This window comes from Nonomuraea sp. NPDC004354, assembly GCF_053602555.1.
In genome coordinates, this window is the sequence record NZ_JBSGDV010000013.1 from 16353 (window position 1) to 42224 (window position 25872).

Below are 25872 nucleotides of genomic sequence, written 5' to 3' on the forward strand. Positions count from 1 at the left end.
AGCTGCACGTGAAGAAGGGTGACCTGGTTCAGGTCATCGCCGGCAAGGACAAGGGTGCCAAGGGTCGGGTCATCTCGGCGAACCCGCGCGAGGACCGCGTGGTCGTCGAGGGCGTCAACATGATCAAGAAGCACTCGAAGGAGAACCTCAACGGTCCTCGCGGCGCCAAGCAGGGCGGCGTGGAGACCATGGAGGCTCCCATCCACGTGAGCAACGTCAAGAAGCTCAAGGATGACAGCAAGCCTGCCAAGAAGGCCGAGGCGAAGGCCGACGAGTCGGGTGAGGACAACTGATGACTGCCACGACTACTGAGACCGAGCGTCCCACGCCGCGCCTCAAGACGAAGTACCGCGAGGAGATCCTCGCGAAGCTTCGTGAGGAGTTCGGCATCGAGAACGTCATGCTCGTGCCCGGCCTGACCAAGATCAAGGTCAACATGGGTGTCGGCGAGGCGGCTCGTGACTCGAAGCTCATCGAGGGCGCTGTTCGCGACCTGACCGTCATCACCGGTCAGAAGCCGGCCGTCGTCCGCGCCCGCAAGTCCATCGCGCAGTTCAAGCTGCGTGAGGGCATGCCGATCGGCGCGCACGTCACGCTGCGCGGCGACCGCATGTGGGAGTTCCTCGACCGGCTGCTCTCGCTGGCGCTGCCCCGCATCAGGGACTTCCGCGGCCTTTCGCCCAAGCAGTTCGACGGCAACGGCAACTACACCTTCGGTCTGACCGAGCAGGTCATGTTCCACGAGGTCGACCCGGACAAGGTCGACCGGCCGCGTGGCATGGACATCACGATCGTGACCACAGCGAAGAACGACGACCAGGGCCGGGCGCTGCTGAAGCTCCTCGGGTTCCCCTTCAAGGAGGCCTGATCATGGCGAAGAAGTCGCTGATCGCCAAGGCGGGGCGGAAGCAGAAGTTCGAGGTTCGCGCCTACACGCGTTGCTCGCGTTGCGGCCGTCCGCGCGCCGTCTACAAGAAGTTCGGCCTGTGCCGCGTGTGCTTCCGCGAGATGGCGCACCGGGGCGAGCTGCCGGGCATCACCAAGTCCAGCTGGTGACATCTTTCCGCTAGGGTGCTCCCTCTCCTGGAGGGAGCACCGAGTGGAGGATGGCATCCTTCTGTAGGGCGTTTCGCACGCCCTGTCAGGGGCTTCGGGGTTCGTCCCCGCCGAGCCGTACGAGAAATATCAACCGGGCGCTGTTCCAAGCGCCCATGACCGCGCCGAAGGTCCACCGGTAGAGCTCTGCTTCACCGACTGGAAACCGCGGCGAGGAAGGCCGTTGGCCATGACGATGACCGACCCGATCGCAGACATGTTGACACGTCTGCGCAACGCGAACTCGGCATATCACGACTCCGTGACGATGCCGTATTCGAAGATCAAGGCGCACATCGCCGAGATCCTCCAGCAGGAGGGTTACATCCAGTCTTGGACCGTCGAGGACGCCAAGGTCGGAAAGAACCTCGTGGTGGAGCTCAAGTTCGGGCCGAGCCGTGAGCGTTCGCTCGCGGGGCTGCGCCGGGTTTCCAAGCCCGGGCTGCGTGTTTACGCGAAGAAGGACAACCTGCCTCGAGTCCTGGGCGGACTGGGTGTCGCGATCATCTCGACGTCCGGTGGCCTCATGACCGACAAGCAGGCCGGCAAGCGTGGTGTGGGCGGGGAAGTCCTCGCCTACGTTTGGTAACGAGGGGAGGACTACAGCATGTCGCGAATCGGACGGCTGCCCATCCCTGTACCGAGCGGCGTCGACATCACGATCGACGGCCAGGATGTCCAGGTCAAGGGCCCGAAGGGCACGCTTTCGCACACGGTCGCTGAGCCCATCACGGTGGCTCGCGACGAGGACGGCGCCATCGCCGTCTCCCGGCCCAACGACGAGAACAAGGTCCGCGCTCTGCACGGCCTGTCTCGGACGCTGATCGCCAACATGGTGGCCGGTGTCACCCAGGGTTACTCCAAGACCCTGGAGATCGTCGGTGTCGGTTACCGCGTCGCGGCCAAGGGCCCGACGCAGCTCGAGTTCGCTCTGGGCTTCAGCCACCCGGTGATCGTGGACGCCCCCGAGGGCATCTCCTTCCGCGTCGAGAAGCCGACCCTGTTCCACGTGGACGGCATCGACAAGCAGAAGGTCGGCGAGGTCGCCGCCAACATCCGCAAGCTGCGCAAGCCCGACCCCTACAAGGGCAAGGGTGTGCGTTACCAGGGCGAAGTTATCCGCCGCAAGGTCGGAAAGGCTGGTAAGTAGGCATGGCTCCCAAGACTGCGTACAGCAAGCACACGGCTGCTCGCACCGTCTCGCGGGCCCGCCGTCACGGCCGCGTCCGCAAGAAGGTCGTCGGTACGGCCGAGCGTCCCCGCCTGGTCGTCAACCGCTCGACCCGTCACATGTTCGTGCAGATCGTGGACGACAACCTCGGCCACACGCTGGTCAGCGCCTCCACCATGGACGCCAGCCTGCGCACGCTCGAGGCTGACAAGACCGAGAAGGCCAAGAAGGTCGGCGAGCTCCTCGCTCAGCGGGCCAAGGAAGCCGGGATCACCAAGGTCGTCTTCGACCGCGGTGGCAACCGCTACGCGGGTCGCATCGCGGCTCTCGCGGACAGCGCTCGCGAAGGCGGGCTCGAGTTCTGATGAGGGCGCGAGGATCTGAACTAATGGCTACTGAGAAGAGGAACCACTGATGGCTGCAGCTCCGCGTCGCGGTGGCGGCACCGGTGGCGAGCGGCGGGACCGTCGTGACGATCGCCGCGGCGGCGCCGCCGACAAGGGCGTCTCGTACATCGAGCGCGTCGTAAAGATCAACCGAGTGGCCAAGGTCGTGAAGGGTGGTCGTCGCTTCAGCTTCACCGCCCTGGTTGTCGTCGGTGACGGCAACGGCCTGGTCGGCGTCGGTTACGGCAAGGCCAAGGAAGTCCCCGCGGCCATCGCCAAGGGTGTCGAGGAGGCGAAGAAGCACTTCTTCCGCGTTCCCCGCATCCAGGGCACCATCCCGCACACCGTGCAGGGTGAGGAGGCGGCCGGTGTCGTCTTCCTGCGTCCGGCTTCCGCCGGTACCGGTGTCATCGCCGGTGGCCCGGTGCGCGCCGTTCTGGAGTGCGCCGGCATCCACGACGTCCTGTCCAAGTCGCTCGGCTCGGACAACCCGATCAACATCGTGCACGCCACCGTGGCTGCGCTGAAGGGCCTGTCCACGCCCGAGGCGATCGCCGCCCGTCGTGGCCTGGCGATCGAGGACGTCGCTCCCACGGCGATGCTGAAGGCTCGGGCCGAGGGCCTGGCCGAGGCTGCCGCGGCGGCGAAGGCGGTGAGCTAGTCATGGCACGCCTGAAGATCACTCAGGTTCGCTCGAAGATCGGTGGCAAGCAGAACCAGCGTGACTCGCTGCGTTCGCTTGGCCTGAAGCGAATCGGCGATGTCGTCGTCAAGGAGGACCGCCCCGAGATCCGTGGGATGGTCGCCGTGGTGACGCACCTCGTCGAGGTGGAAGAGGTCGACTAGTCATGACTGACAAGGCTCCGCTGAAGATCCACGACCTGCGTCCCGCCAAGGGCGCCAACAAGGCCAAGATCCGTAAGGGTCGCGGCGAGGCGTCCAAGGGTAAGACGGCCGGTCGTGGTACCAAGGGCACGACGGCGCGGACCACGGTTCCCCTCGGTTTCGAGGGTGGCCAGATCCCGCTGCAGCGTCGTCTGCCGAAGTTCAAGGGCTTCTCCAACGCCCTGTTCAAGACGACCTACCAGGTCGTCAACCTGGACAAGATCGGTGAGCTGTTCCCCGAGGGTGGCGAGGTCACCGTCGACTCGCTGGTCGCCAAGGGCGCTGTCCGCAAGAACCAGCCGGTCAAGGTCCTCGGCACCGGTGAGATCTCCGTCGCGGTGAACGTGCAGGCGCACGCCTTCTCGGGTTCCGCCAAGGAGAAGATCGCCGCTGCCGGTGGGTCCGTTACCGAGCTGTAAGTGCCATTACGAGGCACGGGGGTCCTGACAATGGGCTCCCGTGCCTGTAGTGCGTTAGAGTTCGCGAGACGGCAGGGTTCTGTCCTGCTCGACGCCTGACCTTGAGACTCAGATGGCTGATCCCCGCACCATCGCAGACCCATACCGCCATCACGGCGTGCTGGAGGGACCGTGCTGACCGCGTTTACCCGGGCGTTCCGGACGCCGGACCTGCGCAAGAAGTTGCTCTTCACTCTGGGCATCATCGCGCTGTTCCGCCTCGGCTCGGTTCTTCCGACACCGGGTGTTCACACCGAGAACATTCGCACCTGTCTCGCGCAGGCTCAAGCCGGCGAGTCCGGCAACATCTACGGCATGGTGCAGCTGTTCAGCGGCGGCGCCTTGCTGAAGCTGTCGGTGTTCGCGCTCGGCATCATGCCGTACATCACCGCGAGCATCATCCTGCAGCTGCTGGTCGTGGTCATCCCGCGCCTGGAAGCCCTCAAGAAGGAGGGCCAGGCCGGTCAGACGAAGATCACACAGTACACCCGTTATCTCACCATCGGCCTCGGCGTCCTGCAGTCGACCGCCTTCATCGCGCTGGCGCGCTCCGGGCAGCTGTTCGACTGCAACCTGCCGATCCTGCTGGAGCCCGACAACGTCTTCCACATCGTGACGATGGTCATCGTCATGACGGCCGGCACCTCGGTCATCATGTGGCTCGGTGAGCTCATCACCGACCGCGGCGTCGGCAACGGCATGTCGATCCTCATCTTCACGCAGGTCGTCGCGGTCTTCCCGGCCGAGCTCCTGAACATCTTCCGCGCCAACCCGTTCACCTTCGCCGTGGTGATGGTGGTCGGCATCTTCATGATCGCCGCGGTCGTCTTCGTGGAGCAGGCCCAGCGCCGGATCCCCGTGCAGTACGCCAAGCGCATGGTCGGCCGCCGGATGTACGGCGGCACCTCGACCTACATCCCGCTGAAGGTGAACCAGGCCGGCATCATCCCGGTCATCTTCGCCTCCTCGCTGCTGTACCTGCCGAACCTGCTGGTTAACCTCTTCGCGCGCACCAGCGAGAACCCGAACCCCGTGGTCGAGTGGATCCAGCGCAACATGGTCACCGGCGACACACCGATCTACATGGTCACCTTCTTCGTGCTGATCGTTTTCTTCACGTACTTCTACGTGTCGATTACGTTCAACCCCGCTGAAGTCGCCGACAACATGAAGAAGTACGGTGGGTTCATCCCGGGCATCCGTCCGGGTCGGCCTACGGCCGAGTACCTGAACTTCGTTCTGACTCGTCTCACCGCACCCGGTGCGCTCTACCTCGGCCTCATCGCGATGGTGCCGATCATCGCACTGGCGATCTCGGGAGCCAGCCAGAACTTCCCGTTCGGAGGGACGAGCATCCTGATCATGGTTGGTGTCGGCCTTGACACGGTGAAGCAGATCGAGAGCCAGCTGCAGCAGCGCAACTACGAAGGTTTCCTGCGGTAGTGCGTCTCGTTCTGGTCGGGCCCCCCGGAGCGGGTAAGGGGACACAGGCCCAGTTCATCGCATCGAACCTGTCCATCCCGAAGATCTCGACAGGTGACATCTTCCGTGCCAACGTCTCGGGCGGCACGGAGCTCGGCAAGCTCGCCAAGACCTACATGGACCGCGGCGACCTCGTGCCCGACGAGGTCACCATCGCCATGGTCCGCGACCGCCTGTCGGAGGAGGACGCCCAGGACGGCTTCCTGCTCGACGGCTTCCCTCGCAACGTCCCTCAGGCGGAGATCCTCCGCGACATGCTGAAGGACTGGGGGCAGAAGCTCGACCTGGTCCTGGAGCTCGTGGTCGACGACGAGGAGGTCGTCCGCCGTCTGGCGGGCCGGCGCACCTGCAGCCAGTGCGGTCGCATCTGGCACGTCGAGTTCGACGACAAGAGGGACGACATCTGCGACGTCTGCGGCGGCACGCTGTTCCAGCGTGACGACGACAAGGAGGGGACCGTCAGGCACCGCCTGGAGGTCTACCAGCAGCAGACCTCCCCGCTGATCCGCTTCTACGCCGAAGAGGCCATCCTGGTCGGCGTCGACGCGACGGGACCTGTCGAAGAGGTCACCCAGCGGGCGATGAAGGCGATCCGGCCCTACGCCGGTTAGGACGACCGACCCGATAACGCCGACCCTGCCGATCAGGGTCGGCGTTATTCATGTGAGGCGACCTGCGTGAGCTGCCCGAACGAGAAGGACGCGGTTCTCGCGAGTATTGCGTGATCAGCCCCGCTGTGGGGGAATTGGGCTTCAGTGTTCGCCCGTTGAACCACCCTGGGGGGTGTCGAACTTGTTCAGAAAGAACAGACATGGAATCCAGATCAAGTCGCCGGAGCAGCTGGAGAAGATGCGGGCGGCCGGTCTGGTGGTCGGGCGGACGCTGGATCTGCTGAGGCGGTCGGTCGAGCCGGGCATGACGCCGCTCGACCTGGACGCGATCGCCGAGAAGGCGATCAGGGGCGAGGGCGCGATCCCGTCGTTCAAGGGTTACCAGGGCTTTCCCGCGACGATCTGCGCGTCCGTCAACCACGAGGTGGTGCACGGCATCCCGTCCAACGAGCGCAAGCTGCGCGAGGGCGACATCATCTCCATCGACTGTGGCGCCATCCTCGACGGGTGGCACGGCGACTCGGCGGTGACCGTACCGGTGGGGGAGGTCTCGCCGGCGCTCACGGAGCTCATGCGGGTGACGGAGGAGGCCATGTGGCGCGGCATCGCCGCGCTCGGCGTCGGCCGCCACCTGTCGGACATCGGGTACGAGGTGGAGAAGTACGTCAGGTCCCAGGGCAGGTACGGCATCCCGCAGGAGTACGGCGGGCACGGCATCGGCACCGAGATGCACATGGACCCCTGGGTGGCCAACCACGGGCGTCCGGGCCGCGGCCCCGCCCTCGAGGCCGGGATGTGCCTGGCGATCGAGCCCATGGTGAACCTGGGTACGGCCCGCACCCGCGTGCTGGACGACGACTGGACCGTCGTCACGATCGACGGTAAGGCGTCCGCACACTTCGAACACAGCGTCGCTGTGACACATAATGGACCTTGGGTGCTTACCGCTCTCGATGGGGGCAAGGAGCGCCTTTCACAACTGCTGAGCTGAGGCGGGAAGTGGTGGGGATGGCGCAGAGCCCCGAAATGCGTGCATCGGACGTCGACCGCGATCGGGTGGCGGCCATCCTCCGCGAACACACCGCGCAGGGCCGGATCACGGTCGAGGAGTTCAACGAGCGGCTGGAGCAGGTCTACCAGAGCAAGACCTACGGCGAGCTCGCGCGGGTCACCGCCGATCTGCCGGAGGTCGACCTGCGGGCGCAGGCCGCCCGTCTTCCCGCCACTCCCGCGCAGTCGGGGATGCACTCCGGCATGAAGGGCGCCTGGGCCGCCTGGGCGTCGGCGGTGGCGGTCACGTCGGTGATCTGGCTGCTGACCGACTTCGGCGGCTACTTCTGGCCGATGTGGGTGGCCGGCCCCTGGGGCGCGCTGCTCCTGGTAAGCAGCATTTTCGGCAATCATCGGAAATGACCCGATCTGTGCACTAGTGCACTGTGTGGATTTGTGCGCGGAAGGCCCGGCGGCTGCTTCCTAACGTGAGTGTCACATCGCTCACAGGAGGAAGAACATGCGAAAGATTCTCATTGCAGCAGCCATTACCGGCTCCGCCCTGACGGGTCTGGCCGTCGCCCCCGCCGCCCAGGCGGCGACCACACAGGCCGGCGGCTGGGGGAAGTACTTCTCCAGCGACGGCAGCGCCTACACCTACGGCACGTCCTTCTCGTCGCACGGCAAGGTCTACACCAAGTGGTACGGCCAGGAGAAGTCCGGCGGCAAACACGGTTACGTGTGGTTCGAGTACTACAAGGGCGGCAGCTGGCACAAGTTCGCCCAGGGCTGGGATGGCAAGCACTCCAGCGCCTGGAGCGACCAGGGGATCAAGAAGGTCTACACCTACACGTGCTACGGCGCCTCCAAGTTCGACAACTGCGGCAGCAAGCACCGCATCTACTGAGAAACACCGCGCGCACGACGCGCATCTCTGGGGGGCTCTGGACGTGAGGAGGCCCGCCGGTGACACCGTCACCGGCGGGCCTTCGCCGTTTCCTCTGTCCTGTTCCTCTGTCCTGGTACGGCAGGCAAGACCCACTCTTTACCGCTGGTCGTATTTGGCGGTGATCACGCCGGGTAGATGCTCTTTGACGATGGATCTGTCGCCGCCCGGCGCGGTGAGATCACCGGTCACGGTCAATGCCTGCGACCCGGCCGGTGGCATCCCACCGCGATCCGCACACGGGCGGGGGCGGCCCGCCGACGGCGGGCTCCGCCCTCCCGGTGGTGACCGGCCGTGCTGCTCGCGGTGGACACCTTCGACCGTCGTCACCTGGAGAAGCGTCCTCGACATGACGACGCTCCATGAGCACGTGCCCGCCCGGTTTCGCGTGTCGGCGGCTGCTGGGGCCGGGCGGGCACGTCTGCGGGGGACCTGCGCCTCGGCTCGCGTGGCGGCGGATCCACCGTGGATCTGGGGTAACCTTGGGCATGGTTGTGTCAGGACACCTGGCACGGGCGTTTCGCATTTTCCCGCTAGGTGTCGTACACTCCTTAGTCGGCTCACTATGGCCATCCTGTGTTGGCGGTCTCGCAGACCGCCGCTCTCATCCGATACAGGTGGTCGCGGCTGCTTAGTGACCGATACCTCAGACGACCGATCAGTGAAACGCGAGGGACATGGCCAAGAAAGACGGCGCCATCGAGATCGAGGGCACTGTGGTTGAGTCGCTCCCGAACGCGATGTTCAGGGTGCAACTCGACAACGGCCATAAGGTCCTGGCCCACATCAGCGGACGGATGCGGATGCACTACATCCGGATCCTGCCCGACGACCGGGTAGTCGTAGAACTGAGCCCTTACGACCTGAGTCGTGGGCGGATCGTCTACCGATACAAGTAAAACGTCTGAGGATCACGAAGGACTATGAAGGTTAAGCCGAGCGTCAAGAAGATCTGCGACAAGTGCAAGGTGATCCGCCGGCACGGTCGCGTCATGGTGATCTGCGACAACCTGCGCCACAAGCAGCGCCAGGGCTAGTCGCGAAGGCTTCTCCGAGTCCGCCCCTTGATCGGGTGCGGGCTCGACGCATGAGAAGCCTGAGTCAGTAAGCGCGTTTCACACCCACGCGAGTGGGACACCCCCGGTCGGAGGCCGGGGCCCTCACCCCGGGCATGGGGAGGGGAGTGAGGCGCAAGACCTCCGCCACAGTGAAGGAGAATGCCCGACCATGGCTCGCCTGGTTGGCGTCGACCTCCCCCGCGAGAAGCGGCTGGAGATCGCTCTCACCTACATCTACGGAATCGGCCGCACCCGCGCCCTGGAGATCCTCCAGGCCACCGGCGTCAGCGGCGACCTGCGTGTGCACCAGCTCACCGACGCTGAGCTCGTCCCGATGCGTGACTACATCGAGGCGAACTTCAAGATCGAGGGTGACCTGCGCCGCGAGGTCCAGGCCGACATCCGCCGCAAGATCGAAATCGGCTGCTACCAGGGCATCCGTCACCGCAAGGGTCTGCCCGTCCACGGCCAGCGCACCCAGACCAACGCGCGCACCCGTAAGGGCAAGAAGAAGACCGTCGCCGGTAAGAAGAAGCCCGGTAAGAAGTAGTCCGCGCAGCTGTCGGACCGAAGACCTCAGGAGTGAAGGCAAGGAATGCCTCCTAAGAGCCGCCAGGGTGCGCCGAAGAAGGTGCGCCGCAAGGAAAAGAAGAACGTCGCTCACGGCCACGCGCACATCAAGAGCACGTTCAACAACACGATCGTTTCGATCACCGACCCGAACGGGAACGTGATCTCCTGGGCCAGCGCCGGCCACGTGGGTTTCAAGGGCTCCCGTAAGTCCACCCCGTTCGCCGCTCAGATGGCCGCGGAGAACGCCGCTCGCCGCGCCATGGAGCACGGCATGCGCAAGGTCGACGTCTTCGTCAAGGGCCCCGGCTCCGGCCGTGAGACCGCGATCCGTTCGCTGCAGGCGACCGGCCTCGAGGTCGGCTCGATCCAGGACGTGACCCCGGTTCCGCACAACGGCTGCCGTCCGCCGAAGCGCCGCCGCGTCTGACACCCAGGAGATAGAGAGAAATGGCTCGTTACACGGGTGCGGACTGCAAGCTCTGCCGTCGCGAGAAGACCAAGCTCTTCCTCAAGGGCAGCAAGTGCGAGTCCGCGAAGTGCCCCATCGAGATCCGTCCTTACCCGCCGGGTGAGCACGGTCGCGGCCGTCCCAAGGAGTCTGAGTACCAGCTCCAGCTTCGTGAGAAGCAGAAGACCCGCCGCATCTACGGCGTCCTCGAGAAGCAGTTCCGCAACTACTACGAGGAAGCCAACAAGAAGGGCGGCAAGACCGGCGAGAACCTTCTCCAGATCCTGGAGAGCCGTCTCGACAACGTGGTCTACCGCGCTGGTTTCGCCCAGTCGCGCGACGCCGCTCGCCAGCAGGTCCGTCACGGCCACATCCTGGTGAACGGCAAGAAGGTCGACATCCCGTCGTACCGCGTCCGCGAGCACGACATCGTCGAGGTCCGCGAGAAGGCCGTCAACCTGATGCCGTACGAGGTCGCCAAGGCGACCGCGGGCGACAGGACGGTCCCGGCGTGGCTCGGCGTCGTGCCGGAGAAGCTCCGCGTCCTGGTTCACCAGCTGCCGGTTCGCCAGCAGATCGACACCCAGGTCCAGGAGCAGCTGATCGTCGAGCTCTACTCCAAGTAGGCCGTACGGGCGGCGTGCCCCTCGCGGGCGCGCCGCCACTGCTCGCTTCGGCGGGCGTCTTCCCTCGTGGATGGGATTCCCTGTCCGCGAGGGTCAAATGGGGTACGGCATGCCGTACCCCATTTAGGCTGTTCATCGGAGTGGTGTCATATAGCGGGCGCCACACGACAAGGGGAGATCCCGAAACATGCTGATCGCTCAGCGTCCGACTCTTCTCGAAGAGTCGATCGACGAGACCCGGTCCAAGTTCGTCATCGAGCCGCTGGAGCCGGGCTTCGGCTACACCATCGGCAACTCGCTGCGCCGCACGCTGCTGTCGTCCATCCCGGGCGCGGCCGTGACGAGCATCCGCATCGAGGGCGTCCTGCACGAGTTCTCGACCGTTCCCGGTGTGAAGGAAGACGTCACCGACATCATCCTCAACCTCAAGGAACTGGTCGTCTCCTCGGAGCACGACGAGCCCGTCGTGATGTACCTGCGCAAGCAGGGCCCCGGCGAGGTCACCGCCGCCGACATCGCGCCGCCGGCCGGTGTCGAGGTGCACAACCCCGACCTGCGCATCGCCACGCTGAACGGCAAGGCGAAGCTGGAGATGGAGCTGACCGTCGAGCGCGGCCGCGGCTACGTCTCCGCCGCGCAGAACAAGCAGCCGGGCCAGGAGATCGGTCGCATCCCGATCGACTCCATCTACTCCCCGGTGCTCAAGGTCACCTACAAGGTCGAGGCCACCCGTGTCGAGCAGCGCACCGACTTCGACCGGCTGATCCTCGACGTCGAGACCAAGGCCGCGATGAAGCCCCGCGACGCGGTGGCCTCCGCGGGCAAGACCCTCGTCGAGCTGTTCGGCCTGGCCCGCGAGCTCAACGTCGAGGCCGAGGGCATCGACATCGGCCCGTCGCCGACGGACGCGGCGCTCGCCGCCGACCTGGCGCTGCCGATCGAGGAGCTCAACCTCACGGTCCGCTCCTACAACTGCCTCAAGCGCGAGGGCATCCACACCGTGGGTGAGCTCGTGGCCCGCAGCGAGCAGGACCTGCTCGACATCAGGAACTTCGGCGCCAAGTCGATCGAAGAGGTCAAGCAGAAGCTGCACGAGATGTCGCTGGCGCTCAAGGACTCCCCGCCCGGGTTCGACCCGAGCGCGGTGGCCGGCGGCGGCTACGACGACGACGACAGCGCGTACGTCGAGACCGAGCAGTACTAGCAGGCCCAGGGCGAGGGACCAGGTCCCTCGCCCGAACCGCGGGGGCGCCGCCCCCGCGGCCCCGGCGATCCGGGCTCCTGGAAGCGGGAGCTCCGGATGGGGCGGGAGTCTGGACGACCAGACGTCGCCACGGCCGGGGACCATGCGGCCCGGAACCTTCCGGGCCGGCGCAGCTGGATATCGCGGGCCTCCTGCGGGAGGCCTGGCGGCTCGACTCCGGTACCTGACACGGCCGGGGCGGGTTCACTCTCAAGGAGAACGCAATGCCCAAGCCCACCAAGGGTGCACGTCTTGGCGGCAGCCCGGCTCACGAGCGGCTGATCCTGGCGAACCTCGCCACGGACCTGTTCCGCCACGGCCGCATCACCACCACCGTGGCCAAGGCCAAGCGCGTCCGCCCGCTGGCGGAGCGCCTCATCACCAAGGCCAAGAAGGGCGACATCCACAACCGTCGCCAGGTGCTGACCGTCGTCAAGGACAAGGGCGTCGTCCACCACCTCTTCACCGAGATCGCGACGACTTTCGCCGAGCGTCCCGGTGGCTACACCCGCATCACCAAGATCGGCAACCGTAAGGGCGACAACGCGCCCATGGCGGTCATCGAACTGGTGGGCGAGGCGCTGAACCAGGTCGCCACCCGCCGCACGGCTCCGGCCGCCGCCGCCCCGGCCGCCGAGGCCGTGGAGGAGACCACCGAGGCCGTCGCGGAGGCCGCCGAGGAGAGCACCGAGGCCAAGGCCGAGGAGAGCGCCGAGGCTCCGGCCGACGAGGCGAAGAAGGACGAGGCCTGATCTTTCAGGCTCACGGGCCCGGCACCCTTCGGGGTGCCGGGCCTTCCCCGTTTCACGCAGGAGGATGATCGTGGTTCGGCTCCGCCTCGACCTCGGCTACGACGGCACCGGCTTCTCCGGCTGGGCCCGCCAGCCGGGACGGCGCACGGTGCAGGGCGAGCTCGAGGACGCGCTCTGCAAGATCCTCAGACTGGGCGAGGTCGCGCTCACCGTGGCCGGCCGTACGGACGCCGGCGTCCACGCGCGCGGCCAGGTCGCCCACGTCGACCTGCCCGTGGCGGCGCTCGGGGAACTGGAGCGCAACCGCCGCAAGGGCGAGCCCGTCGTCGAGGAGAGCGTCGATGAGCGGCTCTCCACGCTCCTGCGGCGGCTTGCCGGGGTCCTGCCGCCGGATGTGCGGGTTCATCGCGTCAGCGTGGCTCCTGAGGGCTTCGACGCGCGTTTCTCCGCGCTTTCCCGGCGTTACGTCTACCGCGTGCACGACGCGCCCGGCGGCGGCGACCCGCTGCGCCGCGACGAGATCGTCTGGCACGCGCGTCCGCTCGACCTCGACGCGATGAAGGCCGGGGCCGCGCAACTGCTCGGCGAGCACGACTTCGCCGCCTTCTGCAAGAAGCGGGAAGGCGCCACCACGATCAGGGAACTGCAGCGGCTCGACTGGGTGCGCACGGAGTCCGGCGTGCTCGAGGCGACCGTCGTGGCCGACGCGTTCTGCCACTCGATGGTCAGGGCCCTCGTCGGGTGCCTGCTGGCTGTGGGAGACGGCAGGCGACCCGTGGAGTGGCCGTCGAGGGTGCTGGCGGGAGCCGTACGGGACTCGGGGGTGCACGTCGCGCCCGCCCACGGTCTGTGCCTCGAAGAGGTCAGCTACCCGCCGGACGAGGAACTGGCCGCCAGGGCGGCCGCCACCCGCAGGGTCCGCACGCTCGCCGGGTGACGCGGTGCTCGCCGGGTGATGCCGTGCTTGCCGGGTGATGCCGTGTTCGCCGGGTGATGCCGTGCTTGCCGGGTGACGCGGCGCTTGCCGGGTGATGCCGCGTGTCGGGCTGGTGCCGTCCGGGTTGTGGCTGTGCCGCCGCCCCTGAACCGGCGACGGCGGCCCGCCTCACGCGCGCGTCACTCGGTGATCCTGCGTTCCAGCACCAGCGAGGTGTGGTCGCGGAAGGCGCCGCTGACGTCGCCCAGGCTCTTCTCCTTGGCGGTCGGGGTGTGGCCGTCGGCGAACGTCGCGTAGCTGAAGACGATGTAGCGACCCCACAGCAGCCCCGCCGCGTACCCGCCCGCGATGTGGACCCGGTCGGCGCCGCTGGACGCCGCGCCGGGCAGCGGCTTGAACCACAGGTTCTTGTCGAGGTCCTTCGCCTGGTCGGCCGAGACGGCCGCCTCCTTGGTCGGCAGGACGGCGATGCCGGTGGTGACGGCGTAGCGCTTCTTGTCGTCGACGTAGGTCGCCCTCAGCACGCGGCTGCACTTCTGGTCGCGCAGCGCCGTGGCGAACGGCCCCGCGGCCGCCTTCTGGCAGTCGTCGGACAGGTCGACCTTGACCCGCGTGTAGACGCGACCGCCGAGGTCGACCTTCTGGTCGGGGAACGCCTCGTTGATCGACATCTTCTCGGGGTCGGTGCCCTCGGAGTTGAGCAGCGAGCTGGCCAGCGGGTCGTCGCCCGCGGACGGCCTGGCGCTGGGGGCGGCGGAGGCGCTGTCGGCCGGCTGTGCCGTGCTCATCGAGCGGTAGGCGAAGAAGCCGCCGGTGGCGACCCCGGCCACGATGAGCACACCGAGCGTCGCCATCAGCGCGATCTTGCCCTTGCCCGGCTCGGTGGAGGGCGGCTCGGGCGCGGGCGCGACGCCGCCCTGCGGCATCGGCGCGAACGGATCGAAGGACGCCACCGGCGCGCCGTGCGGCGGCGTCGGCAGGTCCGCGACGCTCGACCCGTCCGGTACGGCGGGCGGCGTGGCCGAGCCGTCGCCGGTCGGGGCGGGCAGCGCGGGAAGGCCGGCTGGGGGCTGGGTCGGGGGCAGCGGGATGGCTCCGAAGGTCGGCGATGGGTCGTCGTGCGGGGCGTCGCCCGCCGCCGTGCCGTTGGCGTGCGGGGCCGTTCCGTCGGTGCCCGACGCCTGCGGATCGGATCGGCCTGCGATGGGCGTGCCGGAGGAGGCGTCCGCGGTGGAGGCCTCCGAGCCGGGCCCGGCTGCGTTGGGTCCGTGTGCGTCGGGTCCGGCTGCGTTGGCTCCCTGTGCGTCGGGTCCGGCTGCGTTGGATCCGTGTGCGTCGGGTCCGGCCGCGTCGGGTCCGGATGTGTCGGTTGCGCCTGAGATCGGCTCGGCTGTGTCGGGTGCGGCCGTGGCGGGCCCGGCTGTGCTGGGTGAGCCCGGGTCTGGTGTGCCTCCGGTGGGTGTGCCGGAGTGGGGCGGGTCCGCGCTGAGAGCGTCTCCGGCGACGGGGTCGCTCGCCGGAGAGGTGCCGGACCGGCCGCCGGCATCGGTCGCCGGCGGGACGGAGGAGTGGTGGCCGGGGGCGTGCTCCGACGAGGTGGGACGGTGGCCCGGAGCGGTCGCCGATGGGTCGTCGTCGAGAACGTCGTCGAGCACGTCGGCGGGAGGCTCGGTGCCCCTGGAACGTCCCCAGGTGGAGCTGTCGAACGGGAGGTCAGGGACGCGGTCGCCGGCGCCGTCGGCGGCAGGCTGGTGCGGCGGCCAGACGGGGACGTCGCCGGGCTCGGCGCTGTGCGCGAACGAGACCGTCATCCCGGGGTCGGTGTTGTCGCCGGCGGCCGTCGCGTGACCTCCGTCGAAGGCCGTGGGGGCCGTCGTGCCGTAACCGCCGGGAGAGTTGGTGGCGGCCGTCGTGCCGTGACCCTCGAGGGAGTTGGTGGCGGCCGTCGTGCCGTGACCCACGGGGGAGTTGGTGGCGGCCGTCGTGCCGTGACCCACGGGGGAGTCGGTGGCCGGTGTCGCGCCGTAACCGCCGGGGGAGTCGGTGGGGGCCGTCGTGTCGTCGCCGTCGGTGAGGCCTGTCGTGCCGTGACCTCTGTCGGTGGCTGCCGGGTCCGGCGTGCCGGGGTCGGAGGTGGCTGTGGCCGTCGCGTCGTCCGTGTCGGCGGAAGCCGGGTTCGTGGCGCCGGGGTCGGTGTCGGAGGGGTGCGAGGCCGTCCGGTCCGGGCCGGTATTGGGGGCGAACGGGACCGTCGGGCCGGAGCCGACGGTGTTGCCGTCCTGGAAGCCTTCGTGGTCGCCGATGGGTTCGCCGGTCGCGGCGGGCCACGGTGGCATGCCCGCGACGTCGGCAGTGGCCGACGGCCAGACCTTCATGCCCGCGGCGGCCGCGGTGAAGGCCTGCGGGGGCTGCCAGGTGGATGCGGCCTGATCGGGCTGGATGTACCAGGCCTCGGGTGACGGCGTCCACGGCTCGCCCTGCGGTGCGTGGGGGAGCTGCGCCCCAGTGGTCCCGGGGGCCCCGAGTGTCCCAGGGGCCCCGAATGTCCCGGGGGTGGGCTGCCCGCCGTGCGGGGGTGCCCACGGGGTCTGCGCCTGCCCGGCGGGCGGCGCCCAGGGGGCGTGCGGGGTGCCGGAGTTGGGGGTCTGCGGGATGCCGGGGTTGGGGGCTTGCGGGGTGCCGAGGTTGGGGGCTTGCGGGATGCCGGGGTTGGGGGGCTGTGCGGAGCCGGGGTTGTCGGCCTGCCAGCCGGTGGGCGCGGGTGGCTGGGGGGCGCCGGGCAGCGGGGTGTACGGGGCTCCGGGTACCGGGGGAAGGGGGGCGCCTGAGGGTGGCTGGGCGGCGCCCGGAGGTGCCCAGGCGGCATGCTGCGGGACGCCGGGGTGCGCGGTGGGCGCGGCCCCGGTTCCGGCGTGTGGCCCGGCAACGGGCTGAGGCCCGGAGGGTGATGGGGTGGCGGGCCGGGGGCCGGCGTGCGGGTCCTGCGCGCCTGGCTCGGGGTCGGCGAACCAGTCGTAGGGCTGGGCGTCGTCGGCCTGCGACCACGGCTGGGCGGCCGTCCAGGTCTCGGCGGGCACGCTGGGGGACGCGGACAGCGGCCGGTTGTCGGGCCTGCGGTGCTCGACCGTCGCGTCCTCGACGCCGTCGGTCCGGCCTGTGTCGTTGCCGCCGTCGCTCCGGCCGGCGCCGTCGCCGCCGTCGGGGTGTCCCGCGCCCTCGGCGCCGGCGGGCCGTCCCGCCTGCTCGACGCCGGTGGGCCGGTCTGTGTCCTTCGCGTGGACGGGGCGTCCCGCGCTTCCTGCGGGGTCAAGGGGCCGTCCCGCGTCCTCACCGGCAGACGGGCGCGCGGCCGCGGCGGCGGGCTCGGGCGACCACGGGCCACCCGCGTCGGGAGTCGCCGCGCCAGCCGACCAGGGGCCGTTCGCGTCGGGGGTCGCCAGCTCAGGAGACCACGAGCCGTTCGCGTCGGGAGTCGCCGCGCCAGCCGTCCACGGGCCGTTCGCTTCGGGGGTCGCCGGGGCGGATGGCCAGGGGCCACCGGCGCCGGGCGGTGCGTGTTCGGGGGACCAGGAGGTTCCGGCCGGTGCGGACGTGGACTCGGGTGCCCACGGGCTTCCCGCGTCCGGTGTCACCGGAGGCTCGGCCGTCCAGGGGGATCCCGCGTGCGGGCCGGCCGCGGCCTCCGGGGTCGTCCACGGTCCGTCGGCGCCGCGTGAGGCGGCCGGTCCGGCGGGCCAGGGGCCGGAGGCGTCCGAAGACGGGGTGGGTCCGGTGGCCCACGGGGTGTCCGGGGATGCGGCGGGTCCGGAGGTCTGCGGAGCGTTCGACGACGCGGCCGGTCCGGCGGTCCACGGGCCGGAGGCGTCGGAGGACGGGGTGGGTCCGGTGGCCCACGGGGCGTCGGGGGAAGCGAGGCCGGGGGGCGCCGAGGGTGCCGGGGGGCCGGAGGTCCATGGGGTGTCGGTGGGTCCGGTGGGTCCGGAGGTCCAGGGCCCGGGAGTGCCGGAGGAAGCGTGAGGACCGGAGGCCCACGGTGCCGGGGCGTCCGGTGATGTCGCGGGCTCCGGTGGTGCCCACGGGCCGGTGGCGGCGGGGGCGTGACCCCCGTCGGCGGCCATGCCGGACTCGGTGACCGGCAGCCCGGGCGGCGGTCCCTGGTAGACGGGGATCGGCTGGGCCGGTGCCGTACCGGAGCCGGTCACCTGACCGGCGGCGTACGGCGGACCCGCCAGCGCGTCTCCGTGCGCCGCGTCGGCGAAGGCCGATCCGTGCGCCGCGTCGGGGGCGCCTTCCTGGAAGGCTGATGGAGCCGGCACCGTCGGCCTGCCGAAACTCGGCGGTGGCGTCGCCGGTGCGGCTGAGCCGTCCGTCTGGCGCTCGTGCTCAGACCCAGATTCCTGGCCACGCATAGGGGGAGCCTAACCATAGTCAGGAGATCGCCATGCCCGTATGGGTGTTCTCGGACGGATCGGTCGGGCGGTTTGTCCCCTTTTGGTGGCGACTGAGTGGTCTCAGCCCCCGCGGCGGCCGGTGAGCGAACGTGAGTCGAGTGCCGGGTACACGGAGGCGTTGGTCACGTCGTCGCCCGCCTGCGCCAGTTGCTTGCTGCCCTTCTTGTCGGGCTTGTGGCCGTCCTTGAACTGGACGTAGAGCATGATCGCATAGTGGCCGTGCGTGGCCACGTGGACGCTGGCCTCGCCCGCGCCGACGAACTTGGTGATCTCGTCCTTGCCCGCCAGCGGCTTCACGAACTGCTTGCTCTCGCCCTTGGTGCGCACCGAGGCGGCCACCTTCGCCGACGCCTTGCCGTTCAGCAGGTTGGCGACGCCGACGGTGCCGATGATCTTCCCGGACTTGTCCTTGAAGGTCGCCCGGATGAGCTGCGAGCACTTGCCGGACTTGAGTGCCTTGTCGAGCTTGTCGCCCTCGGTGGCGTCGGCGCACTTCTTGTCGGTCTTGAGAATCGTCACGGTGTAGGAGCGGCCGTCGACCGTGAACTTCTTCTTGGGGAAGAGCTCCTTCTGCGTGAGCGTGTCGGGGTCGCTCTCGCGGGCGGCGGCGAAGCCGTACTTGTCGGCGGGTGCGACGGGCTGGTCGGCGGGCGGCGCGCTCACGCGGCCCGCCGGGTCGGCCGTCGGGTCGGGACCTTCGGTGTTCCACATCACCACGAGACCGGCCACGAGCGCCCCGAGGACGAGCAGGCCGCCGAGGGCGAACCAGAGCGGGGTGTACGAGCGGGGGCCCTCGTCGTAGGGGCTCCACATCGCTTTGCGCTGCGGTGCGGGGGCTTCGTCGGTCTTCTTGGTGGAACCCATACGCCGAGATTAGCCGGGGTTTACCTGCGGGGAGGTCACGAAAACCCGAAGTCCTGGGTCCACCACGGCCCGCCGGGCCCGGACACGACGCCGACGCCGACCGCGCGGTAGCCGCAATGCAGGAGGTTGCGGCGGTGTGCGGGACTGCCCATCCAGCCGCGCACGGCCTCCTCGGCCGAGGAGTAGCCGCGGCCGATGTTCTCGGCGGCCCCGTCGCGGTAGCCGGCCCGCTCCATGCGCCGCCACGGCGAGGAGCCGTCGGGGGAGTCGTGGGCGAACCTGCCCGACTCGGCCATCTCCAGCGAGTGGGCGCGCGCCGAACTGGTCAGCCGCCGGTCGACGCGCAGCGGGGCGCAGCCCTTGCGGACGCGTTCGGCGTTGGTCAGCCTGACGACCTGGGCGGCCAGGGCGGGGGAGACCTCCAGCAGCGGCGCGCCCAGGACGGTGGTGGGGTCGCCGGGCACCTCTCCCTGCACCACTCCCGGCTCCACCGTCCCCGTCGGCTTCCTGCGCGCCTGCACGGTGGGCCGCGGCGTGGAGGTGGTCTTCACCGTACGGCGGGCGCGGCTCTCCACGTTCGAGCGCGGCTTCCTCGGCGACCCCGAGGCCGACGGGGTGGGGGCGGCGGCGGACGGCGGTGCGGTGTTGTTGAGGTAGACCTGGTCGGAGGCGTCGAGGCGGTTGACCGAGAGCCTGCCGATGAGCACGCCAGCGAACAGGACGGCCAGCAGGCAGGCCAGCAGGCCCAGGAGGTTCCGGCGCCGTGATCTCGGCTGGGGATGCCGGGTGTGAGGGGTCTGCCACATACCGCAGTCAACGATAGGGACGCCAGATATTGCCGGAGAAGGGCTTACAGGGAACCGAAACACAACCGTGCCGCAGGTAAGCTGTGCCGCGGTGTCTCCGCTCGTTTTGACCCGTGTCCGCGAGTGGCGGTACCCTAAGCGTTCGTTGTATGCGAGTCGGTCCGTCTGTGACCGATGCGCGGCGCGTCCGGCGTCATCTCCCATCTGCTGGAGACGGAAGGTCCGGGCTGTCGTGCGCCCGCACCGACCGACCATAGAGCTGTCGCATCCGACAGCGCCGAAGACGCGATTAAAGAAGGCTACGACCGTGCGCACGTACACACCGAAGCCCGCCGACATCCAGCGTCAGTGGTACGTCATCGACGCCACTGACGTGGTGCTGGGCCGGCTGGCCAGCCACGTCGCGAACCTGCTCCGCGGTAAGCACAAGCCGATCTTCGCCAACCACGTCGACACCGGTGACTTCGTCATCGTCATCAACGCCGACAAGGTTTCGCTGAGCGGCAACAAGCTCGAGCAGAAGAAGGCCTACCGCCACTCGGGCTACCCGGGCGGTCTGCGTTCCGTGACCTACGGCGAGCTGATGGAGAAGCGGCCCGACCGCGCCGTCGAGAAGGCCGTCAAGGGCATGCTCCCGAAGAACGCCCTCGGCCGGAAGATGGCCAAGAAGCTGAAGGTCTACGCCGGGTCCGACCACCCGCACCAGGCCCAGCAGCCCGTGCCGTTCGAGATCACCCAGATCGCCCAGTAGTAGTTCGAAAGATTTGAGGAGAACCGTGGCTGAGCCCACCGGTGTCGAGACGGCCGTCGAGGTCGAGCTGGAGGACTACTCCGGCGAGGACTTCCCGTCCGAGTACACCACCGAGTCCGCTGCCGGCGCCGATGCTCCCGTGCGCAAGCCCGTCACCACGGGCAACTCGTACGGCACCGGCCGGCGCAAGGAGGCGATCGCCCGCGTGCGCATCGTCCCCGGTACCGGCAAGTGGACGATCAACGGTCGTTCGCTTGACACCTACTTCCCCAACAAGGTCCACCAGCAGATCGTCAACGAGCCCTTCGTGGTGCTCGGTGCCGAGGAGGCCTTCGACGTCATCGCCCGCATCGACGGCGGCGGCGTGACCGGCCAGGCCGGTGCCCTCCGCATGGGCCTGTCCCGCGCGCTGGCGATCCTCGACGTCGAGAACAACCGCCCGCCGCTGAAGAAGGCCGGCTTCCTGACCCGTGACGCCCGCGCCACGGAGCGGAAGAAGTACGGCCTCAAGAAGGCCCGTAAGGCTCCGCAGTACAGCAAGCGCTAAGTTGGGGCGCCTTTTCGGCACCGACGGGATACGTGGGGTCGCGGGTCGCGACCTCACGGCCGAGCTCGCCATGGACCTCTCGGTCGCGGCGGCTCACGTTCTCGGCGATGCAGGCGCTTTCACCGCCACCGGCCACAAGCGGCCGGTGGCGGTCGTCGGCCGGGACCCCCGCGCCTCAGGTGAGTTCCTGGAGGCCGCGGTGGTCGCCGGCCTCGCGTCGTCAGGGGTGGACGTGCTGCGTCTCGGCGTCCTGCCCACTCCTGCCGTCGCTCATCTCACGGCCGCGCTCGGCGCCGACCTCGGCGTCATGCTGTCGGCCTCGCACAATCCGGCCCCCGACAACGGCATCAAGTTCCTGGCCCGCGGCGGCTTCAAGCTGTCCGACACGGTCGAGGACGAGATCGAGCGGCGGCTGGGCGAGCGCTGGGACCGCCCGGTGGGCGCGGGCGTCGGCCGTGTGCGCGAGGCGTACGGCGAGGCCGACCGCTACATCTCCCACCTGCTCGACACGCTCGGCGGGCGGCTCGACGGGCTCAACATCGTCGTCGACTGCGCCAACGGCGCGGCCAGCGTGGTGGCGCCCGAGGCGCTGCTGCGGGCCGGCGCCCAGGTGGAGGCGATCGGCGCCCGTCCCGACGGGCTGAACATCAACGCGGGCTGCGGCTCGACCCACCTCGACAAGCTGCAGCAGGTCGTCGTCTCGCGCGGCGCCGACCTCGGCATCGCCTACGACGGCGACGCCGACCGCTGCCTGGCGGTCGACCACACGGGCGCGGTGGTCGACGGCGACCAGATCATGGCGATCCTGGCGCTGGCGATGCACGAGGAGAACCGGCTGGCGCGCAACACCGTCGTCGCGACCGTGATGTCCAACCTGGGTTTCAAGCTCGCCATGCGCGAGGCGGGCATCGAGGTCGTCCAGACCGCGGTCGGCGACCGCTACGTGCTGGAGGCGATGAAGGCCGACGGCTACACCCTCGGCGGCGAGCAGTCGGGTCACGTGATCCTGCTCGACCACGCGACGACCGGTGACGGTCTGCTGACCTCGCTGCACCTGCTGTCGGTGGTGGCCAGGTCGGGCAGGTCGCTGCGTGACCTCGCCGCGGTGATGACCGCGCTGCCGCAGATCCTGATCAACGTCAAGGACGTCGACAGGAGCAAGGCGGCCTCGCCGGAGCTGTCGGAGGCGGTGGCGGCGGCCGAGGCGGAACTCGGCGAGACGGGGCGCGTCCTCATCAGGCCGAGCGGCACCGAGCCGATGATCAGGGTGATGGTCGAGGCCTCGTCGGAGGAGCAGGCCAGCAGGGTCGCGGGCCGGCTGGCCGACGTGGTCCGCAGCGCCTGCGTCTGACGGCGTTTCTCCCAGGGGGGTACGGCACGCGCGTGCCGTACCCCCCTTGGTGTTGCGGGACGGTCTCTTACTCGTCGCCGGTCAGGGAGAAGGAGCGCAGCCGCTGGCCCGCCCACACGACCGCGGCGACCGTCACCACGATCAGCGCCGGGATGGCGAAGCCGGGCTTCACGTCCGCCGTCAGGAACGGCGAGGAGCTGATCTGGTCGGCGATCGACTTGGCCCACTGCTGGACCGAGAACTGCCTGACCCCTGACACCAGGTTGCCGATCAGGCCCTCCCACACCAGCGCGTAGATGATCCCGATGGTGACGGCGTGTTTGGTGATGACTCCGAGCAGCAGGAACACCGCCGCGTAGGCGATGCCGCCGCACAGCGCTCCCACCGTGAAGCCGCCGGCGACCCCCGACTCGGTGCCCACCAGCAGCCAGGCCGACACGAAGGTGGGCACCGCGGCGAACAGGGCCAGCAGCGAGGCGGCCACGGCGAACTTGGTCTGGATGATGACGGGCCGCGAGATCGGCTTGGACAGCAGGTGCAGGACGGTGCCGTCGTCGATCTCCGGCGCGATCACGCCGGTGCCGGCGATCAGGCCGAGCAGCGGCAGCATGGTCCCGATGGCGAAGCTCTGCATGAGCGCGACCGCCGACCGCTCGTCCGCGCTGCCGACCATCCGCAGCAGCAGCGCCATGCCGACCAGGGCCAGGGGAAGCAGGACGAGCAGCAGGATGCGGCGGCGGCCGAGGACCGCGCGGTAGGTGATGCCCGCTACGACGCCGTTCACTAGGAACTCCTTGTGATCAGGTAGGCGAAGACGCTCTCCAGGTCCTCGTCGGCGGGGGAGACCTGGTGGAGGTGGACGCCCTCGTGCTGGGCGACGCGCGGCAGCAGCCAGGTGAAGCGGCGGAACTCGGCCGCCTGCACCTCGAGGCCGTTGGGGGTGAGCGTCACGCCCGCCGCCGACCTGTCCGCGATGAGCGCGGCGGCCAGCTTCCTGTCGTCGCTCGAGCGGATCCTGAACAGGTGCGGCCGGTCGGTCATCAGGCGGCGGATCTGGCGGAAGTCTCCCGAGGCGGCGTGCCGTCCGGCGACGACGACCTCGATGTGCTGGGCGACCCGCTCGACCTCCTCCAGGATGTGCGAGCTGAACAGGATCGTCCGGCCCTCGGTGCCCATGGCGGTGATGAGGTCCATCAGCTGGAGGCGCTGGCGCGGGTCCATGCCGTTGAACGGTTCGTCGAGCAGCAGCACCTGCGGCTGGTGGACGAGGGCGGCGGCGACCTTGACGCGCTGCTTCATGCCCTTGGAGTAGGTCTCGACGCGGCGGTCCTTGGCCGCCTCCATCTCGACCATGGCCAGGGCCTTGGTGGCGGCGTCCTCGGGCGAGGGCAGCCCGTGCAGCTTGGCCGCCGACAGCACGAACTGCCAGCCGGTGAGGAAGCCGTAGATCCCCTCACGCTCGGGCACCAGGCCGATGTGGCGGTAGATGTGGTGGTTCTTCCAGGTGGTGGCGCCGTCGACGGTCACCGTGCCGCTCGACGGCGCCAGGAAGCCGGCCATCATGTGCAGGAGCGTGGACTTGCCCGCGCCGTTCGGACCGAGCAGGCCCGTGACGCCGGGGCCGATGGTCATGGTGACGTCGTTGACGGCCACCACGTTGCCGTACCAACGCGAGACCTGGGCGAGCTCGATCTTCACCGGGAGGCCGCCTTCCGGTAGCGGAGGATGAACGCCGCCAGGCTCAGCGCGATGAGCGCGACGACCACGAGGGCGGCCAGGGCGCCGGGCGGGTAGGTGTAGCCGTTGGCGGGCGTGGTGCCGAACAGCCACGACTGCACCGCGTCGACGAGGAAGAACGGGTTGATCAGCCACGACAGCTCGGCCAGGCTGGTACGGCCCAGCCCCTCGAAGGCCGCGAAGAGCGCGCCCTGCACGGCCGCGGCCAGCAGGTACACCGCGATGACGGAGGCGACGCCCAGGCCGCGGCGCGGCGTGAAGGAGGCGAGCACCAGGCCGAACGTGGACAGCAGCAGCGCCAGCAGCAGCGCCGTGACCACGGCCCCGATGTACTCCTTGGTGTGCGGCGGCCCCGGCGGGTCGACGAGCAGCTCGCCGGCGAACATCACCGTCAGCGGGACGGCGACCAGCGCGAACACCGCGGCGGTCATCGCCGCCACCTTGGCCGCGACGTAGTCGGAGGAGGAGATGGGCCGCGACAGGTACAGCGGCAGCACCTTGTACCGCAGGTCGGGCGCGGTGATCGTGGGCGACTGCGCGGCCAGGAAGATGGCGATGACCGGCTGCATCATGATGGCGTAGTTGGTGTAGCCGATGTCGACGCGGCCGGTCAGCGCCATCAGCGCGATGGAGACCACCGGCAGCACCATCATGGCTCCGGCCAGCAGGAACGGCATGAGCTTGCTGCGCGCCCTGCGCCCGAGCCCGAAGAGGCTGCGCAGGTTCTGGACGATCAGCGCGCGTACGGCGTGGGCCCGGCCGAGCCGTACGCCGTCGTAGTGGCGGTAGCCGATGTCGTAGATCTCAGACACGGAACACGTCCTCGATTCGCTGCCTGCCCTGTTCGAGCCGGATGAGGCACAGGTCGAGCTCGCACACCGCGTCGCGGACGGCGTCGTAGGTCTCGGGGCCGCTGACGTCGACCAGCAGGCCGCGGCCGTGCGGGGCGGCGGAGTGGCCGAGCTCGGCCAGCCTGGCCGCCAGCGGCTCGGCGCCCTCCTCGACCTCGACGGTGAGGGTCTGGGTGGCCTGGGTGAAGTCGGTGATGGCGCTGGAGCGCAGCAGCCGCCCGCCGTCGATGACGATGACGTGGTCGCAGACACGTTCGAGCTCGCCGAGCAGGTGGGAGGTGACCAGGACGCTGATGCCGAACTCGGTGCCGATCCGCCTGATCAGCGTGAGCATCTCGTCGCGGCCCCGCGGGTCGAGCCCGTTGGTCGGCTCGTCCAGGAACACCACCTTGGGGTCGTGGACGAGCGCCTGGGCGAGCTTGACGCGCTGCTTCATGCCGGTGGAGTAGCCGCCGATGGCGCGGTAGCGCTCCTCGTACAGGCCGACGTGCCGCAGCACGTCGGCGGCGCGCTCGCGGGCGGCGGTGCGCGGGAGCCCGGAGATCTGCGCGAGGTGGACGACCAGCTCGGTGGCGGACACGTCGGGCGGCAGGCAGTCGTGCTCGGGCATGTAGCCGACGAGTGAGCGGATGCGCGGGCCCTGGGTGACCACGTCCAGGCCCAGGACCTCCGCGCGGCCGGCCGTGGGCGGCAGCAGGCCGAGCAGGATCTTGATCAGCGTCGACTTGCCCGCCCCGTTGGCGCCCACCAGGCCCGTGACGCCGGCTCCGACCGTGATGGACAACTGGTCCAGCGCGGTCACCGTCGGGAAGCGTTCGGTCAGCCCCTCGGTCGCGAGGATGTGCATGATCCG

Annotated in this window: 32 protein-coding genes; 25 read left to right on the forward strand and 7 right to left on the reverse strand. The window is 69.2% G+C overall.

Annotation, left to right across the window (positions count from 1 at the left end; all coding sequences use genetic code 11):
* Window positions 1-2: 2 nt before the first annotated feature.
* The 22 genes from rplX to truA all read left to right on the forward strand — a co-directional run bounded on the left by rplX (window position 3) and on the right by truA (window position 13661).
* Window positions 3-293, forward strand: a complete 291-nt coding sequence (gene rplX, locus ACWENQ_RS29795; RefSeq protein ID WP_354906506.1) for a 50S ribosomal protein L24 — start codon at window positions 3-5, stop codon at window positions 291-293.
* Window positions 293-868 carry a 50S ribosomal protein L5 gene (gene rplE, locus ACWENQ_RS29800; RefSeq protein WP_354906478.1) on the forward strand — a complete coding sequence of 192 codons (576 nt, stop codon included), beginning with the start codon at window positions 293-295 and terminating at the stop codon, window positions 866-868. Before rplX ends, rplE begins: the two co-directional genes overlap by 1 nt.
* Window positions 869-870: 2 nt before the next feature.
* Window positions 871-1056 carry a type Z 30S ribosomal protein S14 gene (locus ACWENQ_RS29805; protein ID WP_192779603.1) on the forward strand — a complete coding sequence of 62 codons (186 nt, stop codon included), beginning with the start codon at window positions 871-873 and terminating at the stop codon, window positions 1054-1056.
* Window positions 1057-1285: 229 nt separating this feature from the next.
* Window positions 1286-1684 carry a 30S ribosomal protein S8 gene (gene rpsH, locus ACWENQ_RS29810; RefSeq protein ID WP_157252527.1) on the forward strand — a complete coding sequence of 133 codons (399 nt, stop codon included), beginning with the start codon at window positions 1286-1288 and terminating at the stop codon, window positions 1682-1684.
* Between the two features lie 18 nt (window positions 1685-1702).
* Window positions 1703-2245, forward strand: a complete 543-nt coding sequence (gene rplF / locus ACWENQ_RS29815) for a 50S ribosomal protein L6 (protein WP_354906477.1) — start codon at window positions 1703-1705, stop codon at window positions 2243-2245.
* Window positions 2246-2247: 2 nt separating this feature from the next.
* Window positions 2248-2631: a 50S ribosomal protein L18 gene (rplR, locus tag ACWENQ_RS29820; protein ID WP_354906475.1), complete on the forward strand. Its 384-nt coding sequence runs from the start codon at window positions 2248-2250 to the stop codon at window positions 2629-2631.
* 49 nt (window positions 2632-2680) lie between these two features.
* Window positions 2681-3313 carry a 30S ribosomal protein S5 gene (gene rpsE, locus ACWENQ_RS29825; RefSeq protein WP_354906473.1) on the forward strand — a complete coding sequence of 211 codons (633 nt, stop codon included), beginning with the start codon at window positions 2681-2683 and terminating at the stop codon, window positions 3311-3313.
* 2 nt (window positions 3314-3315) lie between these two features.
* A complete protein-coding gene (rpmD, locus tag ACWENQ_RS29830) occupies window positions 3316-3498 on the forward strand; it encodes a 50S ribosomal protein L30 (RefSeq protein ID WP_020542293.1) in 183 nt (60 codons plus the stop codon).
* 2 nt (window positions 3499-3500) lie between these two features.
* Window positions 3501-3956 carry a 50S ribosomal protein L15 gene (rplO, locus tag ACWENQ_RS29835; protein WP_354906472.1) on the forward strand — a complete coding sequence of 152 codons (456 nt, stop codon included), beginning with the start codon at window positions 3501-3503 and terminating at the stop codon, window positions 3954-3956.
* Between the two features lie 171 nt (window positions 3957-4127).
* Window positions 4128-5438, forward strand: coding sequence for a preprotein translocase subunit SecY (gene secY, locus ACWENQ_RS29840; RefSeq protein WP_449919766.1), 1311 nt, complete (start codon window positions 4128-4130; stop codon window positions 5436-5438).
* On the forward strand, window positions 5438-6088 hold the full coding sequence (locus tag ACWENQ_RS29845; protein ID WP_452417191.1) for an adenylate kinase: 651 nt from the start codon (window positions 5438-5440) through the stop codon (window positions 6086-6088). Before secY ends, ACWENQ_RS29845 begins: the two co-directional genes overlap by 1 nt.
* A gap of 181 nt (window positions 6089-6269) precedes the next feature.
* Window positions 6270-7079 (forward strand): type I methionyl aminopeptidase, encoded by an 810-nt coding sequence (map, locus tag ACWENQ_RS29850; protein WP_449919772.1) that lies wholly within the window; start codon window positions 6270-6272, stop codon window positions 7077-7079.
* A gap of 17 nt (window positions 7080-7096) precedes the next feature.
* Entirely contained in the window at window positions 7097-7501 is a 405-nt protein-coding gene (locus tag ACWENQ_RS29855; RefSeq protein ID WP_452417193.1) for a DUF1707 SHOCT-like domain-containing protein, read from the forward strand.
* Between the two features lie 97 nt (window positions 7502-7598).
* Window positions 7599-7985 (forward strand): hypothetical protein, encoded by a 387-nt coding sequence (locus ACWENQ_RS29860; RefSeq protein ID WP_354906464.1) that lies wholly within the window; start codon window positions 7599-7601, stop codon window positions 7983-7985.
* 716 nt (window positions 7986-8701) lie between these two features.
* Window positions 8702-8923: a translation initiation factor IF-1 gene (infA, locus tag ACWENQ_RS29865; protein ID WP_012887858.1), complete on the forward strand. Its 222-nt coding sequence runs from the start codon at window positions 8702-8704 to the stop codon at window positions 8921-8923.
* Between the two features lie 24 nt (window positions 8924-8947).
* Window positions 8948-9061, forward strand: a complete 114-nt coding sequence (rpmJ, locus tag ACWENQ_RS29870) for a 50S ribosomal protein L36 (RefSeq protein WP_003956441.1) — start codon at window positions 8948-8950, stop codon at window positions 9059-9061.
* A 190-nt stretch (window positions 9062-9251) separates the two neighbouring features.
* Entirely contained in the window at window positions 9252-9632 is a 381-nt protein-coding gene (rpsM, locus tag ACWENQ_RS29875; RefSeq protein WP_354906462.1) for a 30S ribosomal protein S13, read from the forward strand.
* A gap of 45 nt (window positions 9633-9677) precedes the next feature.
* Entirely contained in the window at window positions 9678-10082 is a 405-nt protein-coding gene (gene rpsK, locus ACWENQ_RS29880; protein ID WP_020542285.1) for a 30S ribosomal protein S11, read from the forward strand.
* Window positions 10083-10102: 20 nt separating this feature from the next.
* Window positions 10103-10729: a 30S ribosomal protein S4 gene (rpsD, locus tag ACWENQ_RS29885; protein ID WP_354906460.1), complete on the forward strand. Its 627-nt coding sequence runs from the start codon at window positions 10103-10105 to the stop codon at window positions 10727-10729.
* A gap of 187 nt (window positions 10730-10916) precedes the next feature.
* Window positions 10917-11933 (forward strand): DNA-directed RNA polymerase subunit alpha, encoded by a 1017-nt coding sequence (locus ACWENQ_RS29890; protein WP_354906459.1) that lies wholly within the window; start codon window positions 10917-10919, stop codon window positions 11931-11933.
* Window positions 11934-12196: 263 nt separating this feature from the next.
* Window positions 12197-12724, forward strand: a complete 528-nt coding sequence (gene rplQ / locus ACWENQ_RS29895; protein WP_449919778.1) for a 50S ribosomal protein L17 — start codon at window positions 12197-12199, stop codon at window positions 12722-12724.
* 64 nt (window positions 12725-12788) lie between these two features.
* On the forward strand, window positions 12789-13661 hold the full coding sequence (gene truA / locus ACWENQ_RS29900; protein WP_449919780.1) for a tRNA pseudouridine(38-40) synthase TruA: 873 nt from the start codon (window positions 12789-12791) through the stop codon (window positions 13659-13661).
* 179 nt (window positions 13662-13840) lie between these two features.
* On the opposite strand, the gene ACWENQ_RS29905 is transcribed toward truA, so the two are convergent.
* The 3 genes from ACWENQ_RS29905 to ACWENQ_RS29915 all read right to left on the reverse strand — a co-directional run bounded on the left by ACWENQ_RS29905 (window position 13841) and on the right by ACWENQ_RS29915 (window position 19782).
* The gene (locus tag ACWENQ_RS29905) at window positions 13841-17977 is read right to left on the reverse strand and encodes a hypothetical protein (RefSeq protein ID WP_452417195.1); all 4137 of its coding nucleotides are present in this window, start codon (window positions 17975-17977) and stop codon (window positions 13841-13843) included.
* A 195-nt stretch (window positions 17978-18172) separates the two neighbouring features.
* Entirely contained in the window at window positions 18173-18976 is an 804-nt protein-coding gene (locus tag ACWENQ_RS29910; protein WP_449919786.1) for a hypothetical protein, read from the reverse strand.
* Between the two features lie 35 nt (window positions 18977-19011).
* Window positions 19012-19782 (reverse strand): CAP domain-containing protein, encoded by a 771-nt coding sequence (locus tag ACWENQ_RS29915; protein WP_452417197.1) that lies wholly within the window; start codon window positions 19780-19782, stop codon window positions 19012-19014.
* Window positions 19783-20089: 307 nt separating this feature from the next.
* Between ACWENQ_RS29915 and rplM the strand changes: the two genes are divergently transcribed.
* From rplM to glmM, 3 genes are read left to right on the forward strand one after another with little or no spacing between them, the layout of a single operon-like run.
* Entirely contained in the window at window positions 20090-20533 is a 444-nt protein-coding gene (gene rplM / locus ACWENQ_RS29920; protein ID WP_354906450.1) for a 50S ribosomal protein L13, read from the forward strand.
* 25 nt (window positions 20534-20558) lie between these two features.
* Window positions 20559-21080, forward strand: a complete 522-nt coding sequence (rpsI, locus tag ACWENQ_RS29925) for a 30S ribosomal protein S9 (RefSeq protein WP_354906448.1) — start codon at window positions 20559-20561, stop codon at window positions 21078-21080.
* Window position 21081: 1 nt separating this feature from the next.
* Entirely contained in the window at window positions 21082-22431 is a 1350-nt protein-coding gene (glmM, locus tag ACWENQ_RS29930) for a phosphoglucosamine mutase (protein WP_449919791.1), read from the forward strand.
* A gap of 67 nt (window positions 22432-22498) precedes the next feature.
* Here glmM and ACWENQ_RS29935 read toward each other — a convergent pair whose 3' ends face one another.
* From ACWENQ_RS29935 to ACWENQ_RS29950, 4 genes are read right to left on the reverse strand one after another with little or no spacing between them, the layout of a single operon-like run.
* Window positions 22499-23215: an ABC transporter permease subunit gene (locus ACWENQ_RS29935; protein ID WP_449919793.1), complete on the reverse strand. Its 717-nt coding sequence runs from the start codon at window positions 23213-23215 to the stop codon at window positions 22499-22501.
* Entirely contained in the window at window positions 23215-24129 is a 915-nt protein-coding gene (locus ACWENQ_RS29940; RefSeq protein WP_354906443.1) for an ABC transporter ATP-binding protein, read from the reverse strand. Before ACWENQ_RS29940 ends, ACWENQ_RS29935 begins: the two co-directional genes overlap by 1 nt.
* A complete protein-coding gene (locus ACWENQ_RS29945; protein WP_452417199.1) occupies window positions 24126-24980 on the reverse strand; it encodes an ABC transporter permease subunit in 855 nt (284 codons plus the stop codon). The genes ACWENQ_RS29940 and ACWENQ_RS29945 overlap by 4 nt, the downstream gene beginning before the upstream one ends.
* Complete coding sequence (locus ACWENQ_RS29950; RefSeq protein WP_449919798.1) at window positions 24973-25866, reverse strand: ABC transporter ATP-binding protein; 894 nt, start codon at window positions 25864-25866, stop codon at window positions 24973-24975. The genes ACWENQ_RS29945 and ACWENQ_RS29950 overlap by 8 nt, the downstream gene beginning before the upstream one ends.
* Window positions 25867-25872 lie beyond the last annotated feature (6 nt).

What these genes read in the sequence shown, in the direction of transcription:
- rpsE (WP_354906473.1), top strand. Translation starts at nt 2,681, where the DNA reads ATGGCTGCAGCTCCGCGTCGCGGTGGCGGCACCGGTGGCGAGCGGCGG.
- rpsD (WP_354906460.1), top strand. Translation starts at nt 10,103, where the DNA reads ATGGCTCGTTACACGGGTGCGGACTGCAAGCTCTGCCGTCGCGAGAAG.
- ACWENQ_RS29805 (WP_192779603.1), top strand. Translation starts at nt 871, where the DNA reads ATGGCGAAGAAGTCGCTGATCGCCAAGGCGGGGCGGAAGCAGAAGTTC.
- rpsM (WP_354906462.1), top strand. Translation starts at nt 9,252, where the DNA reads ATGGCTCGCCTGGTTGGCGTCGACCTCCCCCGCGAGAAGCGGCTGGAG.
- rplO (WP_354906472.1), top strand. Translation starts at nt 3,501, where the DNA reads ATGACTGACAAGGCTCCGCTGAAGATCCACGACCTGCGTCCCGCCAAG.
- ACWENQ_RS29860 (WP_354906464.1), top strand. Translation starts at nt 7,599, where the DNA reads ATGCGAAAGATTCTCATTGCAGCAGCCATTACCGGCTCCGCCCTGACG.
- ACWENQ_RS29890 (WP_354906459.1), top strand. Translation starts at nt 10,917, where the DNA reads ATGCTGATCGCTCAGCGTCCGACTCTTCTCGAAGAGTCGATCGACGAG.
- infA (WP_012887858.1), top strand. Translation starts at nt 8,702, where the DNA reads ATGGCCAAGAAAGACGGCGCCATCGAGATCGAGGGCACTGTGGTTGAG.
- ACWENQ_RS29910 (WP_449919786.1), bottom strand. Translation starts at nt 18,976, where the DNA reads ATGGGTTCCACCAAGAAGACCGACGAAGCCCCCGCACCGCAGCGCAAA.
- ACWENQ_RS29950 (WP_449919798.1), bottom strand. Translation starts at nt 25,866, where the DNA reads ATGCACATCCTCGCGACCGAGGGGCTGACCGAACGCTTCCCGACGGTG.
- rplE (WP_354906478.1), top strand. Translation starts at nt 293, where the DNA reads ATGACTGCCACGACTACTGAGACCGAGCGTCCCACGCCGCGCCTCAAG.
- truA (WP_449919780.1), top strand. Translation starts at nt 12,789, where the DNA reads ATGATCGTGGTTCGGCTCCGCCTCGACCTCGGCTACGACGGCACCGGC.
- ACWENQ_RS29855 (WP_452417193.1), top strand. Translation starts at nt 7,097, where the DNA reads ATGGCGCAGAGCCCCGAAATGCGTGCATCGGACGTCGACCGCGATCGG.
- rpsK (WP_020542285.1), top strand. Translation starts at nt 9,678, where the DNA reads ATGCCTCCTAAGAGCCGCCAGGGTGCGCCGAAGAAGGTGCGCCGCAAG.
- rpmJ (WP_003956441.1), top strand. Translation starts at nt 8,948, where the DNA reads ATGAAGGTTAAGCCGAGCGTCAAGAAGATCTGCGACAAGTGCAAGGTG.
- rpsH (WP_157252527.1), top strand. Translation starts at nt 1,286, where the DNA reads ATGACGATGACCGACCCGATCGCAGACATGTTGACACGTCTGCGCAAC.
- rplQ (WP_449919778.1), top strand. Translation starts at nt 12,197, where the DNA reads ATGCCCAAGCCCACCAAGGGTGCACGTCTTGGCGGCAGCCCGGCTCAC.
- rpmD (WP_020542293.1), top strand. Translation starts at nt 3,316, where the DNA reads ATGGCACGCCTGAAGATCACTCAGGTTCGCTCGAAGATCGGTGGCAAG.
- ACWENQ_RS29915 (WP_452417197.1), bottom strand. Translation starts at nt 19,782, where the DNA reads ATGTGGCAGACCCCTCACACCCGGCATCCCCAGCCGAGATCACGGCGC.
- rplR (WP_354906475.1), top strand. Translation starts at nt 2,248, where the DNA reads ATGGCTCCCAAGACTGCGTACAGCAAGCACACGGCTGCTCGCACCGTC.
- rplF (WP_354906477.1), top strand. Translation starts at nt 1,703, where the DNA reads ATGTCGCGAATCGGACGGCTGCCCATCCCTGTACCGAGCGGCGTCGAC.